At 67.1% G+C, this 17,525-nt stretch carries 16 protein-coding genes; 4 read left to right on the top strand and 12 right to left on the bottom strand.

What is annotated here, in order from left to right; all coding sequences use genetic code 11:
* Nucleotides 1–243: 243 nt before the first annotated feature.
* Nucleotides 244–1,221: a transcription termination factor NusA gene (nusA, locus tag J7I85_RS09815; RefSeq protein WP_214850703.1), complete on the bottom strand. Its 978-nt coding sequence runs from the start codon at nt 1,219–1,221 to the stop codon at nt 244–246.
* Nucleotides 1,221–1,838 carry a ribosome maturation factor RimP gene (gene rimP / locus J7I85_RS09810; protein ID WP_214850694.1) on the bottom strand — a complete coding sequence of 206 codons (618 nt, stop codon included), beginning with the start codon at nt 1,836–1,838 and terminating at the stop codon, nt 1,221–1,223. Before rimP ends, nusA begins: the two co-directional genes overlap by 1 nt.
* A gap of 105 nt (nt 1,839–1,943) precedes the next feature.
* On the opposite strand from rimP, the gene J7I85_RS25720 reads away from it, so the two are divergent.
* From J7I85_RS25720 to J7I85_RS09795, 3 genes are all read left to right on the top strand, one after another.
* On the top strand, nt 1,944–3,152 hold the full coding sequence (locus J7I85_RS25720; protein WP_214850681.1) for a DUF4439 domain-containing protein: 1,209 nt from the start codon (nt 1,944–1,946) through the stop codon (nt 3,150–3,152).
* 62 nt (nt 3,153–3,214) lie between these two features.
* Complete coding sequence (locus J7I85_RS09800; RefSeq protein WP_214850679.1) at nt 3,215–3,958, top strand: VIT family protein; 744 nt, start codon at nt 3,215–3,217, stop codon at nt 3,956–3,958.
* Between the two features lie 77 nt (nt 3,959–4,035).
* The gene (locus J7I85_RS09795) at nt 4,036–5,106 is read left to right on the top strand and encodes an aminoglycoside phosphotransferase family protein (protein ID WP_214850677.1); all 1,071 of its coding nucleotides are present in this window, start codon (nt 4,036–4,038) and stop codon (nt 5,104–5,106) included.
* A gap of 22 nt (nt 5,107–5,128) precedes the next feature.
* On the opposite strand, the gene J7I85_RS09790 is transcribed toward J7I85_RS09795, so the two are convergent.
* The 10 genes from J7I85_RS09790 to dxr form a co-directional block, all read right to left on the bottom strand.
* Complete coding sequence (locus J7I85_RS09790; RefSeq protein ID WP_214850675.1) at nt 5,129–6,592, bottom strand: pyridoxal-dependent decarboxylase; 1,464 nt, start codon at nt 6,590–6,592, stop codon at nt 5,129–5,131.
* 77 nt (nt 6,593–6,669) lie between these two features.
* Nucleotides 6,670–7,464 (bottom strand): TSUP family transporter, encoded by a 795-nt coding sequence (locus J7I85_RS09785; protein ID WP_214850673.1) that lies wholly within the window; start codon nt 7,462–7,464, stop codon nt 6,670–6,672.
* 15 nt (nt 7,465–7,479) lie between these two features.
* Entirely contained in the window at nt 7,480–9,288 is a 1,809-nt protein-coding gene (locus J7I85_RS09780) for a proline--tRNA ligase (RefSeq protein WP_214850658.1), read from the bottom strand.
* Between the two features lie 306 nt (nt 9,289–9,594).
* On the bottom strand, nt 9,595–10,482 hold the full coding sequence (locus J7I85_RS09775; protein ID WP_214851265.1) for a GNAT family N-acetyltransferase: 888 nt from the start codon (nt 10,480–10,482) through the stop codon (nt 9,595–9,597).
* Nucleotides 10,445–11,611 carry a flavodoxin-dependent (E)-4-hydroxy-3-methylbut-2-enyl-diphosphate synthase gene (gene ispG, locus J7I85_RS09770; protein ID WP_003805892.1) on the bottom strand — a complete coding sequence of 389 codons (1,167 nt, stop codon included), beginning with the start codon at nt 11,609–11,611 and terminating at the stop codon, nt 10,445–10,447. The genes J7I85_RS09775 and ispG overlap by 38 nt, the downstream gene beginning before the upstream one ends.
* A 39-nt stretch (nt 11,612–11,650) precedes the next feature.
* Nucleotides 11,651–11,944 carry a YciI family protein gene (locus J7I85_RS09765; RefSeq protein ID WP_102970838.1) on the bottom strand — a complete coding sequence of 98 codons (294 nt, stop codon included), beginning with the start codon at nt 11,942–11,944 and terminating at the stop codon, nt 11,651–11,653.
* A 25-nt stretch (nt 11,945–11,969) separates the two neighbouring features.
* Complete coding sequence (locus J7I85_RS09760) at nt 11,970–12,476, bottom strand: hypothetical protein (RefSeq protein WP_214850655.1); 507 nt, start codon at nt 12,474–12,476, stop codon at nt 11,970–11,972.
* The gene (locus J7I85_RS09755) at nt 12,473–13,168 is read right to left on the bottom strand and encodes a MarR family transcriptional regulator (RefSeq protein WP_214850652.1); all 696 of its coding nucleotides are present in this window, start codon (nt 13,166–13,168) and stop codon (nt 12,473–12,475) included. The genes J7I85_RS09760 and J7I85_RS09755 overlap by 4 nt, the downstream gene beginning before the upstream one ends.
* A gap of 87 nt (nt 13,169–13,255) precedes the next feature.
* Nucleotides 13,256–14,587, bottom strand: coding sequence for an RIP metalloprotease (locus J7I85_RS09750; RefSeq protein ID WP_214850649.1), 1,332 nt, complete (start codon nt 14,585–14,587; stop codon nt 13,256–13,258).
* A 19-nt stretch (nt 14,588–14,606) separates the two neighbouring features.
* Entirely contained in the window at nt 14,607–15,821 is a 1,215-nt protein-coding gene (gene dxr / locus J7I85_RS09745; protein ID WP_214850647.1) for a 1-deoxy-D-xylulose-5-phosphate reductoisomerase, read from the bottom strand.
* Nucleotides 15,822–16,061: 240 nt separating this feature from the next.
* On the opposite strand from dxr, the gene J7I85_RS09740 reads away from it, so the two are divergent.
* On the top strand, nt 16,062–17,507 hold the full coding sequence (locus J7I85_RS09740; RefSeq protein WP_214850634.1) for a lipase maturation factor family protein: 1,446 nt from the start codon (nt 16,062–16,064) through the stop codon (nt 17,505–17,507).
* Nucleotides 17,508–17,525 lie beyond the last annotated feature (18 nt).

Raw genomic sequence — 17,525 nt, 5'->3', positions numbered from 1 at the left:
TCCTGCCTGTACCTATCTGCCTGCCCGGCCACCCGTCACTGCCTTTCGGCAGGACCTGCTTGCGGCAGGAACCCGGGCGCACGAACACGCTGATGCCGGCCGCTAGGCGCGGCCACGTTCTATTCTAGCCCCTGACGGGCCCCATACCCGAAACCGGAAACTGAAACTGCCCGCCGCGGGGGCGGGCAGATCGGTCGAGGTCAGGGCTTGTGCCGGACGGTCTGGTCTCCGTCCGGCGCAGCGCTAACCGCGGGGAGCGGCGGCGTCGGAGACGATATCGATTCGCCATCCCGTCAGCTTGGCGGCGAGGCGGGCGTTCTGGCCCTCCTTGCCAATGGCAAGGGAGAGCTGGTAGTCCGGCACCACGACGCGGGCCGAGCGGGTGGCCTCGTCCGTGATGGTGACTGAATTCACACGCGACGGCGACAGTGCGCTGGCGATGAAGGTGGCCGGATCCTCGCTGAAGTCAACGATGTCGATCTTTTCGTCGTTCAGTTCGGTCATGACCGCCCGCACGCGCGAACCCATTTCGCCGATGCACGCGCCCTTGGCGTTGATGCCCTGGGTGTTTGCCTTGACCGCGATCTTGGTGCGGTGCCCGGCTTCGCGGGCCAGGGCGACGATCTCCACGGAGCGGTCGGCGATCTCGGGGACCTCCAGTTCGAAAAGCTTCCGAACCAGGCCCGGGTGCGAACGGGACAGGGTGATGGACGGGCCCTTGGTGCCGCGGTGCACGTCGATCACGTACGCGCGCAGCCGGTTGCCGTGGGTGTACTTCTCCCCCGGCACCTGCTCCGGCGGCGGAAGCAGGGCTTCCACGGAGCCCAGGTTGACCTGGATCATGTGCGGGTTGTTGCCCTGCTGGATCAGCCCGGCAACGAGTTCACCCTCGCGGCCCTTGAATTCGCCCAGGACGTTATCGTCCTCAACGTCGCGCAACCGCTGCAGGATGATCTGCCGGGCGGTGCTGGCGGCGATGCGGCCGAACCCGGCCGGCGTGTGCTCGAACTCGCCGATGGGCGCGCCGTCGTCGTCGATTTCGGTGGCCCAGATGGTCACGTGGCCGCTCTTGCGGTCCAGCTCCGCCCGGGCCTTCTCGAAGGCGCCCGGTGACTTGTGGTAGGCGACGAGCAGGGCCTGCTCGATCGTGGGGATGAGGAGATCCAGCGGGATTTCGCGCTCACGCTCCAGGAGTCTCAGCGCGCTCATGTCAATATCCATCAGGCCTCCTCAGAAGGTCCATTGTGCTCAGTTTCCAGACCGGCCTCGTCGAGGCGGCTGAACTCAATTTCGACTTTTCCGCTGCGGATCTTGTCGAAAGGAAGTTTTACGGGGTCGCCCTGCTTGGGCTTCATGCCCTTCTTCACGGCGATTTCGGGAACGAGGGTCACGCCGGCGTCGTCAACGGAGCTGATCCTGCCCGTGACGTTCTCGCCTTGGATCACGTTGACCGCAACCATCCGGCCGCGGGCGCGGTGCCAGTGCCGGGGCTCGGTCAGCGGCCGGCCCACGCCGGGCGATGAAACTTCGAGGTCATAGGGACGGCTGTCCGTGCTGGGGTCGCTGTCCAGGATGTCGGAGAGCTCCTTGGAGATGTCTGCGATGACGTCAAGGCCCACCCCTCCCGTTTCTTCCTGCGGCAGATCCACCACTACGTGGACCACGCGGTTGGACCCTGCGATGTGGATGGCAACATCCTCGAGGTAAAGCCGGTGCGACTGGACCGCGGGCTCCAGCAGCGCCCGGAGGCGCTCAGCCTCGGGATTGTGGACAGCCGCGGGTTCAGCCTTTCCCGCGTCGGTCCGGTCTGATGAAGTCGTGGCTTCTGCATTGCTCACGATGCCGGCCGCCTCCCGTTAGATGATGTTGTGTCTACTAGCGTAGCGATTTTCCGGGCGGCTTGGTGCACGGACTTCCACGCGGCCGTGACAACATGGTCTGTTGTGAATGACGACAGCGGGCGAAAAAGAAGGACGGCCAGCTATCTCCGGTATGGCCTGCTGGCTCTCGCCGCATTCCTGGTGCTGAGCCTCGGTTTTGCGCTGATTCCGCGGGAATCCCCGGCACCGGCAGCTCCTCCTTTCTCCGAGCAGGCGCGCGCCGCCGCCCTCGCTCAAACCCTGGACCTGAGGGCTGCAAGCCAGCACCTCGCGGACGGGTCGTCGGGCGCGCGGCGGCAGCTGTTTTCGCACACTGTGACTTTGCTGACTACGCAGGCACGGGCGCTCCTTCTTCCGGGTGGCGCCACCGCCACTTCAACGGCCGGGGCGCCGGGAACCGCCGGTCCGTCCGCCGCAGCATCATCGGGGACAGCACCGTCGCGACCGGCCACGCTGCCCGCGCTGGTCGCTGCACTGTCCAAGAGCGGCAAGGAACGCCTCGTCCATGCGGAGAAGGCCGATGGCGGGATGGCCCGCCTGCTCGCCGCGGTAGGAACCGCTCAGCTGCTTCAGGCGACGACGCTGGCACAGGTTGCCGGGACGCCGTCGCCTGCCCTTTCAGCGCCCGCGACAACGAAGCGAAACGCGGCCACGGCGTGCTCCGTCACCAGCCCCTCAGGCCGCAGCGCCCAATCAGGCAACAGCGCCGAGGCAGGCGGTGACGCCCAGCCAAGCAACAGTGACCAGTCCACCAAATCAGCGGACCCGTCTGACAGCGCCACGCTCGCTGCCGCCCTGAATCGGGTGGTCCGGACAGAAGTTGAGACGGTGTACGGCTACCAGGTGGCGCTGACGCGCCTGGCCGCGCCCGCCGCGGACCAGGCGAGGGCCCTGCTGGCCACGCATGAGACCCTCGTTAACCAGGCCGAGGCCTACACCCGCGCTCGTTGTGTGTCCGTTCCTCCCCGTGAACCGGGCTACTCCCTGGGCACCTCGTTCCTGCAGAAGCCGGCTGCGGGGCTGGCCAGCCTTGAAGCAGGAACGCTCCCGGTCTACGGCGACCTTGTGGCGCTGAGTGAGGGTGAGACCCGGCGGTGGGCTGTCTCCTCGCTGGTGGCGGCTGCCCAGCGGACCACGCGCTGGGGGTCCGATCCCGGCCCCGTACCCGGCATTGTGCTGGACACCGCGCTCCTGCCGGAGCTTCCGGAACCGCCTGCGCCGGCACCGCGCCGGACCGACGGCGGCGCAGCGGTAACACCCGCCGCACCCTAAGCACGGGCCGGCCGGTGACATCCCACTGGCAGCCGGCTGCCCCAAAGTGGTTTGCTGGAGCCATGGATTCAGCGGACAGATCTGCGTTGCCCCCTGAGGGGCAGCACGCCAACGAGCCCCACGGTAACGACATCGTGCACCGCCTGAACTGGCTGCGCGCCGGTGTCCTCGGGGCCAACGACGGGATCGTGTCGGTCGCTGCGATTGTGGTGGGCGTGGCCGGTGCGACCAGTGACAACGGCCTTATCCTCGCAGCCGGTGCTGCCGGACTCGTGGGCGGTGCCGTATCCATGGCCCTGGGCGAGTACGTCTCCGTCAGCAGCCAGAGCGACAGCCAAAAAGCGCTGATCGAGAAGGAACGGCGCGAACTTGCCGAGGAACCGGAAGAGGAGCTGCTGGAGCTCACCGCGATCTACCGGAGCAAGGGCCTTAGCGAGGAGACAGCCCAGAATGTGGCGCGGGAACTGACAGAGCACAACGCCCTGGCTGCACATCTGTCCGCCGAGCTCAATATCGACGAACAGGACATCGTGAGCCCCTGGCATGCCGCCTTTGCGTCAGCCATCGCCTTCACCCTGGGGGCCATTCTGCCGATGCTGGCCATTCTGCTGCCTCCTGAAAACATTCGCGTTGCGGTGACTTTCGGAGCAGTCCTGCTGGCCCTGGCCGTGACGGGCGCCGTGGGCGCGTGGATCGGCGGCGGTTCGAAGACCCGGGCAGCCGGACGCGTGGTGGTGGGTGGCGGCCTCGCCCTGGCCGCGACGTTCACTATCGGCAACCTGCTCGGCGCCAGCGGCATTGTGTAGGGGTGCCAGCGGCATCGTCCAGGCAGGAGCTGTCCGGCCTACGCAATCCGCGAGGCCCGCTCCACTACGCTGGAGCTGTGAGCCGGCCAGCAGACGTTCCCATCCCCCTGGACCTGACGCGCCGCTACTCCCGCAGCAGCGCCGGCAGGGCCTGGCTGGCGTCCCTTCCTGACATGATCCGTGGCCGGCTCGACCAGTGGCAGCTTGAGCTTGACCTGGAACCGGGAGCGTTTCCGTGGAGCGGCCACGGCGCGGTTGTGGTTCCGGTCCGCGCGGCGGGATCGGCCGCAGCATTGAAGGTGGCCTTTCCGCATGATGAAGCCCTCGTTGAACGCCATGCGCTGGCACTGTGGAACGGCCACGGCGCGGTGAAGTTGCTGGCCTCCGACGCCGGAACGTGTTCCATGCTCCTTGAGCGCCTGGATGCGGGCAGGTCGCTCCGGACAGAGCCGATGGACACCGCCATTGAGGTGTGGGGCGGGCTGATGCGGGAACTGAGCCTCGTGCCCGACGGCCGGCCGCAGTGGCAGGAATTTTTGCACGTAGCCGCCCGTGCGGAACAGTGGAGCGACGACTTGCCCGCCGACTGGGAACAGCTGAGCCGCCCGTTTCCCCGGTGGCTGCTGGAGGCAGCACTCGAGGTTTGCCAGACCCGGGGCGCCGTGGGCCGCCGCTCCTCGGAGGACGTCCTGGTCAACACGGACTTCCACTACCTCAACATTCTGGCCAGGTCTGACTCCCCAGCGAACTCTGCGGCAGGGAACCGTTCCGCCGGGGAGACTGTCGCCGACGGCTTTGCCGCCATAGACCCCCAGCCGATGGTGGGCGAGGCGGAATTCGCGGTGGCTCCCGTGCTGTGGAACCGGATCCCGGACCTGCCGGCATCGGATCCCGCCGGCGGCCTGCTGGCAAGGTGCCATGACTTCAGCCTCGCGGCCGGGCTGGACCCGGAAGTGGCCCGGCAGTGGAGCCTGGCCAGGGAGGTGGACAACGCCCTGCACTACGCCTCGAGGCCAGGGCACAGCGGTGACATGGCCCGGTCCCTATGGGTGGCCAGCACACTTGCCGGCCGGACGCTGGACGGGCTTCCGGCTGCCCACGACTTGCCCGAACCCGGCGAGGATGCCATGAACACATCGCCGTCGTAGGGCCCTAGAGGGCACAGGGCCGTCAGGGCCCGCCCGACCGGACGGCTTCGACGGCCGTCCGCACCGCCTCCACCGCGGTGGTGACGTCATCGGCGTCGGTGGTCCAGTTGCTGACCGATATCCGCACCACGTCCCTGCCGTGCCAATGGGAACCGGACATCCACACCTTTCCGTCGGCGATGAGCCTATCCGCCACGCGCCGGGTTGTGGCGTCGTCGCCGAAGGCCACGGAGATCTGGGTGTAGCCGACGTCATTCAGGACTTCCACCCCGTCAATGGCCGTGAGCTGTACCGCGAGCTGGGCAGCGGATGTGGCAAGGCGGCGGATCTGTTCGGCAGCGCCGTCCCTGCCCAGGGACTTCAGGGCAGCCCACACGGGCACTCCCCTTGCCCTGCGGGAAAGCTCCGGGACCCGCTGGCTGGGATCACCCGAGCCGTCGGCATCCTGGAGAAGGTAGCTGGCGTGCAGCCCCATGGCGCTGCGCAGCGCTTGCGCATCCCGGACAACTACAACGCCGCAGTCGTACGGCACGTTCAAACTCTTGTGGGCGTCTGTGGCCCAGGAGTCGGCCTGTTCCACGCCTGCGGTCAGCCCTGCGAGCTCCGGGACGGCCGCAGCCCAGAGTCCGAAGGCCCCGTCCACGTGCACCCAGGCGCCGTGTGCCTTGGACACCGCGATGGCTGCGGCGAAGGGGTCGAAGGCTCCGGAGTGGAGGTTTCCGGCCTGCAGGCACACCAGCACCTGGGCCGGTCCCGAACCCTGGGATACGCCAGATTGGGCGGCGCCTGAACTATCCGTTGCTGCACGCTCCATCGCGATCCGGTCCAGGGCACAGTCCAACTCCGCGGCGTCGATGCGTCCCTGGCTGTCGGCCGGAACCACGGTGGGGCTGCCCATTCCCAAGTAGCGCAGCGCGAGGTCCACCGTCTCGTGCCGTTCCTCCCCCACAAGGCAATGGATCCGCGGAGCGCCGAAGAGTCCGTCACGTTCCAGGTTCCAGCCGGCGTCCTTCAGAAGCCGCCACCGTGCGGCCGCCAGCCCGGTGAAGTTGGCCATGGTGGTTCCGGTGACGAAGCCGACGTCGGATTCCTCCGGCAGGCCCAGCAGCTGCAGCAGCCAGTGACCGGCTGCGTCCTCAATGGCGGCAATGGCTGGTGTGGCGTAGCGGAGCCCCGAGTTCTGGTCCCATGAACTGACCAGCCAGTCGGCCGCCATGGCGGCCGGGAGGGTACCGCCGATGACCCAGCCGAAAAAGCGTCCGGATGGCATGGCCATGAGGCCCGGTTCGGCGTGGCTGGCCAGGTAATCCACGACGTCTGCCGGGGGCATGCCGGACTGCGGCAACGCTCCGTCGAACGCTGCGGCGAGTTCCCGCGCTGCCTGCTGCGGACCTACCCGGCGGCTGGGCTGGCTTTCCAGCCAGCGCGTCGCATGCCGGACGGCTGCAGCCAGGGCCTCCCTGTACGGTTCCGCGCCGGCTGACATAGAGGCATGCTACGCCGTCCCGGGAACGCCCGCGAGAACTTGGCTCGCCGGGAACCTGGCTCAGCCGAGAAGCCAGCTCAGGCGAAGTTCTCCTGCCAGACGTCGAAGGCGAGCTTGACGATCAGGGCGAAAACCACCACGAGGAACACCACACGCACAAACTTGCTCCCCTGCTTCACAGCGGTGCGCGCGCCAAGGTAGCCCCCGGCCATGTTCGCTGCGCCCAGCAGCAGGCCGACTCCCCAGAGGAGTGACCCGTGCGGGAGGAAAAATATAAGTGCCCCGGCGTTCGTCGCCATGTTGACGATTTTCGCTTTGGCGCTGGCCTCGAGGAAGGCGTACCCCATCGCCGAAACCAGCGCGATCACCAGGAACGATCCGGTGCCGGGCCCGATCAGGCCGTCGTAGAACCCGATCACGGCGCCGATGGCGCAGGCCACCACGTAGTGCGTGCGGCCGTCGTGCCTGAGCACGGTCAGGTGGCCGGCGTCGGGCCTAAGTGCCGTGAACAGCGCGACGGCGACCAGGGCCACCACGATGATCGGCTTGAACACCTCCGCCGGCAGCCGGGTGGCCAGCAGCGCTCCACCGAAGCTGCCCGCCAGCGCGATCGCGGCCATCGGCACGGCCGTCCGGAGGTCGGGCCGGACGCGGCCATAGTAGGTCACGGCGCTGGTGGTGGTGCCAAAAATGGAACCCATCTTGTTGGTGGCCAGAGCCTGCACCGGGGTGATCCCCGGCACCAGCAACAGCGCCGGCAGCTGCAGCAGGCCGCCGCCGCCCACGACGGCGTCCACCCAGCCAGCGGAGAAGCCAGCCACCACTATCAGGACGATAGTGGTGAGCTGGATCGTCTCAAACCCCGAAACCACTGAGAGGGTCGGGCGTCAGTTGCTGCGGACGGCGTTGACCACGTAGTCAACGGCCTTGTCCACAGCCACATTCTCAGCCTCGCCGCTGCGGCGGTCCTTGATTTCGACGACGCCGTCCACCAGTCCGCGGCCGACGGCAAGGATGGTGGGCACGCCAACAAGCTCGGCATCGCCGAACTTCACGCCCGGGGAAACCTTGGGCCGGTCATCGTAGATGACTTCCAGGCCGGCACCCTCAAGGTCGAGGGCGAGCTGCTCAGCGGCGGCGAAGATCTCCTCGCCGCGGCCGACGGCCACGACATGCACGTCGGCCGGAGCCACGGAGCGGGGCCAAACCAGGCCCTTGGCGTCGTGGTTGGATTCCGCCAGCGCGGCCACGGCTCGGGTGACGCCCACGCCGTACGAACCCATGGTGACCACCACCTGCTTGCCGTTCTGGTCCAGGACCTTCAGTTCCAGCGCTTCGGCGTACTTGCGGCCCAGCTGGAAGATGTGTCCCATCTCGATGCCGCGGGCCGTTTCGAGCGGACCGGAGCCGTCCGGGGCCTCATCACCGGCGCGCACCTCAGTGCACTCGATGACGCCATCCCACGTGAAGTCGCGTCCCGCAACGAGCCCGAAGACGTGCTTGCCCGCCATGTTGGCACCGGTCACCCAGGCCGTACCGTTGACGACGCGCGGATCCACCAGGTACAGGAGCTTAGCGGCGCCTTCGAGGCCAAGGAGCGGTGCGCCCAGCGACATGCCCGGGCCGAGGTAACCGCGGACGATGAGCGGGTTGCGGGCCAGGTCCTCCTCGCCGGCGGCTTCCACGGCGATTTCGCCGGCGACCGGGAGGTAGGCGCCGATGTTGGCCTCGACGCGCTTGAGGTCGACACCCCGGTCACCGGGGACACCGAGCACCACGATCTGGCGCTCCCCGGTGGGCAGGGTGACGGCGAGAACAACGTTCTTGAGTGTGTCAGCGGCAGTCCAAGGGCCGTCGGCCTCGCTGCGCGGCACGAGCTCGTTGGAGGCAGCCACGAGCGTGTCGATCGTGGGAGTGTTCGGGGTATCGCGGATCTCCGCGGCCGGGGCGTTGGTGAAGTCGATTTCCGCGGGAACCACCGTGGTCACAGCTTCGACGTTGGCCGTGTAGCCGCCGGCCGAGCGCACGAAGGTGTCCTCGCCGATGTCGGTGGGGTGCAGGAATTCCTCGCTCCTGGACCCGCCCATGGCGCCTGCGGTGGCCGTGACGGGAATGACTTCCAGGCCCAGCCGCTCGAAGATCTTCAGGTACGCCGCGCGGTGCGCGTTGTAGCTCGCCTCCAGGCCGGCGTCGTCGACGTCGAACGAGTAGGAGTCCTTCATGATGAATTCGCGGCCGCGGAGCAGGCCGGCACGGGGACGTGCCTCGTCGCGGTACTTGTTCTGGATCTGGTAGATGCTCAGCGGCAGGTCCTTGTACGAGGAGTACAGGTCCTTGACCAGCAGGGTGAACATCTCCTCGTGCGTAGGGGCCAGCAGGTAGTCCCCGCCCTTGCGGTCCTTCAGCCGGAACAGCCCTTCGCCGTATTCGGTCCAGCGGTTGGTCGCCTCGTAGGGCTCCTTGGGAAGCAGCGCGGGGAAGTGAACTTCCTGGGCGCCGATGGCGGCCATCTCTTCCCGGATGATCTGCTCCACCTTGCGCAGCACGCTCAGTCCCAGCGGCAGCCAGGTGTAGATGCCCGGAGCCGCGCGGCGGATGTATCCCGCGCGCACGAGCAGCCGGTGGCTGGCCACCTCGGCGTCAGCGGGGTCTTCACGCAGGGTGCGCAGGAAAAGCTTGGAGAGTCGAAGAACCACGGGTAGGTGTCCATTTCTGGGGGAAGTGCTGATTGTCTGGGTACTAATCTACCGGCTGGGCAGCAGTACAGGTTCCGGGCCCTGTGGGAGCTGAACAGGAAAGCCACGCCCCGCAGGAGAAGCCCCTGGCGGTTTACGGCTGGTCATCCCTGTGGCGGCGTGGCTCCGCGGCCGGTCATGCCGCAGATTCAAGAAAGACCACCCGAGTCCGAAAACGCGGTTAGAACGAACCTATGTGATAGCCGTCACCGATTCCAAATCCAGTGTGACCGGTGCGGCTTTGGCCGGGCAGGCCTGAGCCACAAGCTAGAAGAGAACTGTAGCGAACGTCCCCACCTGCCGGAAGCCAACGCGTTCGTACGTGGCCCTCGCCCGGGAGTTGTAGTCGTTGACGTAGAGGCTAGTGACAGGCGCCATTTTCTGGGCCAGCAGCACCACGGCCGCCATGTATCCCGCGCTCAGCCCGAGTCCCCGCTGGCTGGGGTTCATCCACACGCCCTGGACCTGCGTGACCTCGGCAGTGACGGCACCGAGCTCGGCCTTAAAAACGACTTCGCCGTCCTTCAGGTGGACCAGGGAGTGTCCCTGCCGGATCAGGCCCGCCACCCGGCGGCTGTAGAAATCGCGGCCGCCGAGGTAGGGCGAATAGCCAACCTCTTCCTCGAACATCGCCGCACAGGCAGGGAGGATAGCGTCGAAATCTGCGTACTGCCCGTATCCGAGCCGCCAGTTCGGCTCAACGGCAGGGGGGCCGGTGATGGTCATCAGCGGCTGGTCGGGCCGTACCTCGTGGGCCAAGTGGCCCAGCTCTTCAAGGTGGCGGTGCAGGGCAAGGACCGTGCCGGCCGGCCCGAAGATCGACGCGTACCGCCGCCCGGAGCGGTGGGCCGCAGCAGCCACCGGTCCGGCCAGCTCGGGGTCCAGCTGGACTGGGACCAGGTTGGCGCCTGCCCAGCAGGCGCCAACCAGAACGTCGTCGTCGAAAACGCCCAGGACGTTGGCTCCGCCCGGGGTGGGCGCGGCAGAGTCTGTTGACTCCAGGTGCGCCAGGATGAACACGTTGGCGACGGGATCCGTCCCCGCCAGTTCGCGCAGCTGACGGGTGTCTCCAACACCCAGTACCCGGACGGTGGCACCGTCCGGCGCGGCGCCGTCCTTATGAGACGCTAACCACGGGGCTACCCTTGACAGCATCTTCGCCATCGGCCTCCCCCATCTCTTCCGCGATACGCATGGCCTCTTCGATCAGTGTCTCAACAATCTGGCTCTCGGGGACAGTCTTGATGACCTCGCCCTTCACAAATATCTGTCCCTTGCCGTTGCCCGAGGCGACGCCGAGGTCAGCTTCCCGCGCTTCGCCCGGACCGTTGACGACGCAGCCCATGACGGCGACGCGCAGCGGGATCTCCATCCCCTCGAGGCCGGCGGTGACCTGCTCGGCGAGGGTGTATACATCAACCTGGGCGCGCCCGCAGGACGGGCACGAGACGATTTCCAGCTTGCGGGGGCGCAGGTTCAGCGACTGCAGGATCTGGTTCCCCACCTTGATCTCCTCGACAGGAGGGGCAGACAGGGACACGCGGATGGTGTCGCCGATGCCGCGCGAGAGGAGGGCACCAAAGGCTGTGGCCGACTTGATGGTTCCCTGGAAGGCGGGGCCGGCCTCAGTGACGCCCAGGTGCAGCGGCCAGTCTCCCTTTTCGGCGAGCATCTCGTAGGCCGCCACCATGACCACCGGGTCATTGTGCTTCACGGAGATCTTGAAGTCGTGGAAGCCGTGCTCCTCGAAGAGCGAGGCTTCCCAGACCGCGGATTCGACCAAAGCCTCCGGGGTGGCTTTGCCGTACTTCTTCAAGATGCCCGGTTCCAGCGATCCTGCATTCACGCCGATACGGATGGACGTGCCGTGGTCCTTGGCCGCTTTGGCGATCTCCTTGACCTGGTCGTCGAACTTGCGGATGTTGCCCGGGTTGACGCGCACTGCAGCGCAGCCGGCCTCGATGGCCGCGAAGACGTACTTCGGCTGGAAGTGGATGTCGGCGATGACCGGGATCTGCGATTTCCGGGCGATGATCGGAAGCGCTTCCGCGTCATCTGCGGACGGGCACGCCACGCGGACGATGTCGCAGCCGGAGGCGGTCAGCTCGGCAATCTGTTGCAGCGTGGCGTTGATGTCCGTGGTGGGCGTGGTGGTCATCGACTGCACGCTGATGGGGAAATCGGAACCGACGCCGACGGAGCCCACCTTGATCTGGCGCGTCTTGCGTCGCGGGGCAAGGACGGGCGGCGGTGCGGATGGCATTCCCAGGCTGACCGAGGTCACGTGGACTCCTTGAATTCGAAAATCGGTGGTGCGGGGCGGCTAGGCTGCGTGCTCAGCCAAAAGACCGGTCACGGGCGCCCATTCGGTGGTTCGCGTGCCGGAAATGACGCCCGCTGCCGCGAAGGGATCCTGCCGGAGGATCTCGTTGAGTGCGGCTTCGTCGGCCGCCTTGAAAATAAGCAGGGCGCCTGCGCCGTCGCCGTAGGGTCCGCTGGCCAGAAGCCGGCCGTCCTGCGCGAGTCCTGCAGTCCATTCGCGGTGGGCGGGGCGGGTGGCCGCGCGCGTTTCGGAGGACTCGGCGTCGTATACGTACTCAACAGCAAAAACAGTCATAGAGATACCCTATCCCGCGGCCGGGCTAGCCGAGGAGCACGACCTTCGTGAGGGCGGCAACTCCCGCCGCCCACAGCATAGAGGCCAGGGTGCCGATGATGAACCGCTCCGCAGCTACCGGCGTTTCCTTGAGTTCCGCGAACCGGCCCAGGCCTTTGATGGCCACCACGTAGGCGATTGCTACGGGCTGCCCGCCCAGGATGGCGAGGCAGACTGCCAGCCGCTCGAGCACCCCGATGATGGCCCCGCCCCGGAGAATCCGCGTGGCCGAGGCATCGCCTCCGGGCTCCGGCGCGGCAGCACCACCAGCGTCCACCGTGATGTCGCCGTTCACTGTATTCACCCTGTCCCCTGCGGCCGGGCTGTCCACCGTCACGTCGGCTGAGGGATCGTCGGCGCCGTCCCTCCCGGCGCTGGCGACGGCATCGGCTTTGTCGTCGATGGTGCGGGCCAGCCGGAAAACCAGGGCCGTGACAGGCCAGCCCACGAATCCGGCCGTCAGCAGGGCGGCTGCGATCCAGACTGCGTTCACGCTTCTCCTCGGTTGTCGTCGCCGTCCCGGGTCCCAGGGGTGAGGTTCTCAAGGACCAGGCGGTGGGCGGTTGCCAGCAGCATTTCCACCGCCGGCCTTGCCGCCCATTCTTCCTGCCAGCCCGACCGGAGGACGGCCCGGCTCACCGACTGTTCGGTGATTCCCAGCTCCCGCGCAACCTGTTTCTGGAGTCCGTGGCGCCCGGAGCCCTGTTCGGTTGCTGCGCCGCTCTTCGCACGGAGGGCATCCACCACGCGCCATTGGGCCTCGGTCCGTGCCTGCACCAGCCCGCCGACCAGCCGCAGCACCGCCTCCGCGTTTGCGCACGCCACGGCGGCCTCGTGCTCGCGGCTTCCGGCAACCACGGCCGCGGGGACATGGCTCGCTGCTGACTTGGCCCGCTCCACCGCCCGGCGAGCAGCGACAAAGGCGGGGCCGGACCCTTCGCGAGGGCTCGCGTCCGGCGGCAGGGTTCCCGGGCCGACACCGATTCCGACATACCAGTGCCGGCTTCGCAGGGCATGCAGGGTCACGTCGACCACCAGGGCAGGGTCCTGCAGGACGCCCTGTACTTCGTCGCCGACAGAGCGTTCAAAGCGGACGCCAGGATGGCTGCCGAGGTCGCCGAGGAGCTCGGGCACGCGGTCCACATCGCTGGTGCTGCCACGCTGGTCGATGGTCAGAACGTACATGAAGAAACCGTATCCGGCTTATATTCGCAAATCAATCATTCGGAGCTGACTTTCCGTAATCAGCCAATAAGAGTTTAGCATCAGGGATCAGCCGAAGAGATTCACTGGCTTCACGATGTCCGCATAGATCAGCAGGGCGCCCATTCCCATGAGCAGTGCGGCCACTACGTAGGTCACCGGCAGCAGTTTCGCGATGTCAAAGGCGCCGGGGTCGGGTTTGCCGAGCAGCTTTGCCGCCCGCCGCCGCACCGCCTCGTAGAGTGCGCCGGCGACGTGCCCGCCGTCGAGCGGGAGCAGCGGAATCAGATTGAAGACGGCCAAGGCAAAGTTCAGCCCGGCTAGCAGTCCCACCAAGGCGGCAAGCCGGGCCTGGGCAGGCACTTCCTCCATGGCGGCCACTTCGCCCGCCACGCGGCCCACGCCCACCACACTGATGGGGCCGTTGGGGTCGCGGGGTTCTTCGCTGAAGGCCGCCTTGGCCACTCCGACCACCCGGGCCGGCAGATTGAGGACCACCCCGGCCACCTGCCTGATGTTCTCCCCCGCCATGGGCAGGACGGACGACGCCGGCTGGGGAACCAGGGCGGTCTGCGCACCGATGCCCAGGAAGCCAACGTCCTGGTACAGGAGCTTTCCGGCGTCGTCCTTCGCCTGACGCCCGTCCGGACCGACGACCGGGCGTGCCGAGAGGACAGGGGTGACGGTGCTGGTCACCGGTGAGCCGTTGCGCTCAACTGTGATGGACACTTCCTTGCCCGCGGAAGCGCGGATCCAGCCCGTGAGCTGGTCCCAGCTGGTGACGGTTTTTCCGTCGAAGGCGGTGATGACGTCGTTGGGCTTGAGCTGGGACGCAGCTGCCGGTGTCGGTTTGCAGTCGGCGGAGTTCGGGTCGACTGTCTCCCCCGCCTTCACCTGGCACTTGGAGACGTCGGCGATGGTGGTGGTGGGCTCGGAGATGCCGAACCCCATGAGCAGCACGGCCGTGAGCACGAGGCCGATCAGCAGGTTCATTGCCGGGCCGCCCAGCATGATGATGATCTTCTTCCAGACCGCGAGCCGGTAGAACACGCGGTTCTCGTCCCCCGGCCCCACATCTTCATGGGCCATGGAGCGGGCCTCGCTGGCTAGCGTCTGGAACATGCCGGTGCTGGACGGGCGCACCGAGCCGTCCTCCTTGTTGGGCGGGTACATGCCGATCATCGATACGTAGCCGCCCAGCGGCAGCGCCTTGAAGCCGTACTCGGTCTCGCCCTTTTTGGTCGACCATATGGTGGGACCGAAGCCGATCATGTACTTGGTGACTCGCACCTTGAACAGCTTGGCCGGCACCAGGTGACCCACCTCATGCAGCGCAATGGATACCGCGATGCCGACCGCCACAAAGACGACACCAAGGATAAAGAGGATAACGGGACTCATGCTTCAGATCTGCTGCTTCCTAGAGACTGCTCACTGCTAAACGTTCGTGGGTGCGCGCACGTGCCCACTTCTCAGCATCGAGTACGGTTCCGACCGTTAGCCCGGAGGAACCCGAATGCTCGCTGAGGACGGCTTCGATCGTATCCACGATGTCTGTGAACCGGATTCGTCCCGCGTGGAAAGCCATGACGGCTTCCTCGTTGGCGGCGTTGAACACTGCAGGGTAGGTACTGCCCTGCTTCGCCGCGTCCTTGGCCAGCCGGACGGCGGGGAACGCGCCGGCGTCCAGCGGCTCGAACGTCCAGCTGGTGGCCCGGGTCCAGTCGCAGGGCGTGGCCGCGCTGGGCACCCGGTGCGGCCAGCCCAGGCCAAGCGCAATCGGCAGGCGCATGTCCGGCGGCGAGGCCTGGGCGATGGTGGAACCGTCCACAAACTGCACCATGGAGTGGACCACTGACTGCGGATGGACCACCACGTCGATCCGGTCCAGGGGGATGTCGAACAGCAGGTGCGCCTCGATAACCTCAAGACCCTTGTTCACCAGGCTGGCTGAGTTGGTGGTGACCATCAGGCCCATGTCCCAGGTGGGGTGGGCCAGCGCCTCCTCCGGCGTCACGGCGAAGAGCTGTTCGCGGGTACGGCCGCGGAAGGGTCCGCCGGAGGCTGTCAGGATAAGCTTGTCCACCTCCGCGGCGGTCCCCGAGCGCAGGCACTGGGCGATAGCGGAGTGCTCAGAGTCAACCGGAACGATCTGTCCCTCCGCGGCGGCGGCCTTGACCAGCGAACCGCCAACGATCAGGGATTCCTTGTTGGCCAGCGCCAGCGTGGCGCCGGATCCCAGCGCTGCGAGCGTGGGCGCCAGTCCGATCGAGCCCGTAATGCCATTGAGCACCACGTCCGCCTGCACGGCGGCGATCCTGGTTGAGGCGTCGGGGCCGGCGATGATCTCGGGACGGTATTCCCCCAGCCCGGCTGCCCGGGCGGCGTCCTTGATCAGGTCCCGGAGGCGCCCGGGATCGCCTTCGGCGATGCCGACGGCGGCGGCCCGGGTGTGCACGGCCTGCCGGGCTAGGAGTTCGAGGTTGCCGCCCCCGGCGCTCAGCGCCACGACCTCGAAAAGGTGCGGGGCGCCGTCGACGACGTCAATCGCCTGGGTGCCGATGGAACCGGTGGATCCGAGAATGACGACGGTGCGCGGCTGGCTGTCTGGACGGCTGGAGCCGGAAGTCTGCATGGCTTAAGTATCCCGCACCGCCGGTGGCCGCCCGGCTCGCGGGGCTCCTAGGACGGACTCGCTTAGCTGGGTGTTCCGCCATTTGCCATAAGGGCCGCTGAGCGAAGCGTTGAGCGGCCAATTTTGGCAATTGGGTGAACGGCCGCGAGCGCACCGCCTGTGGGGCCGCATGAGACTGCGCCGAAAGGGGGAAATTAGCAGCACCTTGACGCGCATCCGGGCCGGGGTAACGTGGTGCCCGTGGACTGGGCCGCGTGGTTCGATGCGCCGGACTATGAATTCGCCCGGCAGGTGCTGCAGCGCGGTGTCGCCGCACTCTATTTCGTTGCGTTCCTCTCCTCCCTCAACCAGTTCCCCGCGCTCCTCGGCGAGCGCGGCCTCCTTCCTGTTCCGGACTACCTGAAGGCTTTCGGCAGGATGCGAAGGCCCACCCTGTTCCGCTGGCGCTACTCGGACCGGCTGTTCCGGGCCGTCTGTGCAGTGGGGCTGGTCATCTCCGGCGTCCTGGTCCTCGGCCTCCCCCAGCTGGGCCCGCCCTGGCTGCCGCTGGTCGCGTTCCTGGCCCTGTGGCTGCTGTACATGTCGGTGGTCAACGTGGGCCAGACGTTTTACGGGTTCGGCTGGGAGATGCTGCTCCTGGAGGCCGGCTTCACGGTGGCCTTCCTGGGATCGGACCAGACCGATCCGCCGCGGACCATCCTGATCCTCGTGGCCTGGCTGGTGTTCCGGCTGGAATTCGGTGCCGGCATGATCAAGATCCGCGGCGGACGGGAGTGGCGCGACCTCACCGCCCTGTACTACCACCACGAGACGCAGCCGATGCCCGGCCCACTAAGCCGGCAGGCGCATCTGCTGCCGAAGCCCTTCCACCGGCTGGAGGTGGTGGGGAACCACTTCGCCCAGCTGGTGGTGCCGTTCTTCCTCTTCGCGCCGCAGCCGCTGGGCAGCCTCGCGGCCGGCATCATCATCTTCACCCAGCTGTGGCTGGTGGCCAGCGGCAATTTCGCCTGGCTGAACTGGATTGCGATCGTGCTCGCCTTCGCCGGCGTCAGCGATCCCGTCGCGCACGCGGTACTGCCATTCATTCCGCTGGAATGGCACACCCCCGGGGAGACGCCGCTGTGGTGGCTCCTCATCACACTGGCCGCGTCCCTGCTCCTGGTGGTCCTCAGCTACTGGCCCATCCGCAACCTGTTTTCCCAGTACCAGCTGATGAACGCCAGCTTCAACCGCTGGCAGCTGGTGAACACCTACGGCGCGTTCGGCACGGTGACCAAGCAGCGCATCGAGGTGGCGGTGGAGGGCACCCTGGACGAGGATCCGGACGAGGCGGCCGACTGGCGCGAGTACGGTTTCAAGGGAAAACCGGGCGAGGTGCACAGGCTGCCCCGACAGTGGGCGCCCTACCATCTGCGGCTGGACTGGCTCATGTGGTTCCTGCCCCTGCGCACGGTCCACGAGGAATGGTTCTACGCCTTCCTGGGCAAGCTGCTCGAGGCAGACGCAGCCATGCTGCGGCTGCTGCGCCATGACCCGTTCGACGGCGAACGCCCCCGCTGGGTGCGCGCCCGCACCTACCTGTACCGCTTCGCCAGCCGGGCGGAGTTCCGGGAGACCGGCCAGCGCTGGATCCGGACACCGCTCTACGAGGCGATCCCGCCCATCTCCCTGCGGGCACGGAAATGATGGCGTGCGGAATATAGC

It is taken from the genome of Arthrobacter sp. ISL-65, from assembly GCF_018613795.1.
GTDB lineage: Bacteria > Actinomycetota > Actinomycetes > Actinomycetales > Micrococcaceae > Arthrobacter.
The sequence above is the reverse complement of the archived record's forward strand: the minus strand, read 5'-3'. Positions and strand labels throughout refer to the sequence as shown.

Coding starts and splice junctions, on each gene's coding strand:
- nusA (WP_214850703.1), bottom strand. CDS start 1,221: ATGGATATTGACATGAGCGCGCTGAGACTCCTGGAGCGTGAGCGCGAA.
- J7I85_RS09800 (WP_214850679.1), top strand. CDS start 3,215: ATGGATTCAGCGGACAGATCTGCGTTGCCCCCTGAGGGGCAGCACGCC.
- J7I85_RS09790 (WP_214850675.1), bottom strand. CDS start 6,592: ATGTCAGCCGGCGCGGAACCGTACAGGGAGGCCCTGGCTGCAGCCGTC.
- J7I85_RS09775 (WP_214851265.1), bottom strand. CDS start 10,482: ATGCTGTCAAGGGTAGCCCCGTGGTTAGCGTCTCATAAGGACGGCGCC.
- J7I85_RS09765 (WP_102970838.1), bottom strand. CDS start 11,944: ATGACTGTTTTTGCTGTTGAGTACGTATACGACGCCGAGTCCTCCGAA.
- J7I85_RS09755 (WP_214850652.1), bottom strand. CDS start 13,168: ATGTACGTTCTGACCATCGACCAGCGTGGCAGCACCAGCGATGTGGAC.
- J7I85_RS09750 (WP_214850649.1), bottom strand. CDS start 14,587: ATGAGTCCCGTTATCCTCTTTATCCTTGGTGTCGTCTTTGTGGCGGTC.
- dxr (WP_214850647.1), bottom strand. CDS start 15,821: ATGCAGACTTCCGGCTCCAGCCGTCCAGACAGCCAGCCGCGCACCGTC.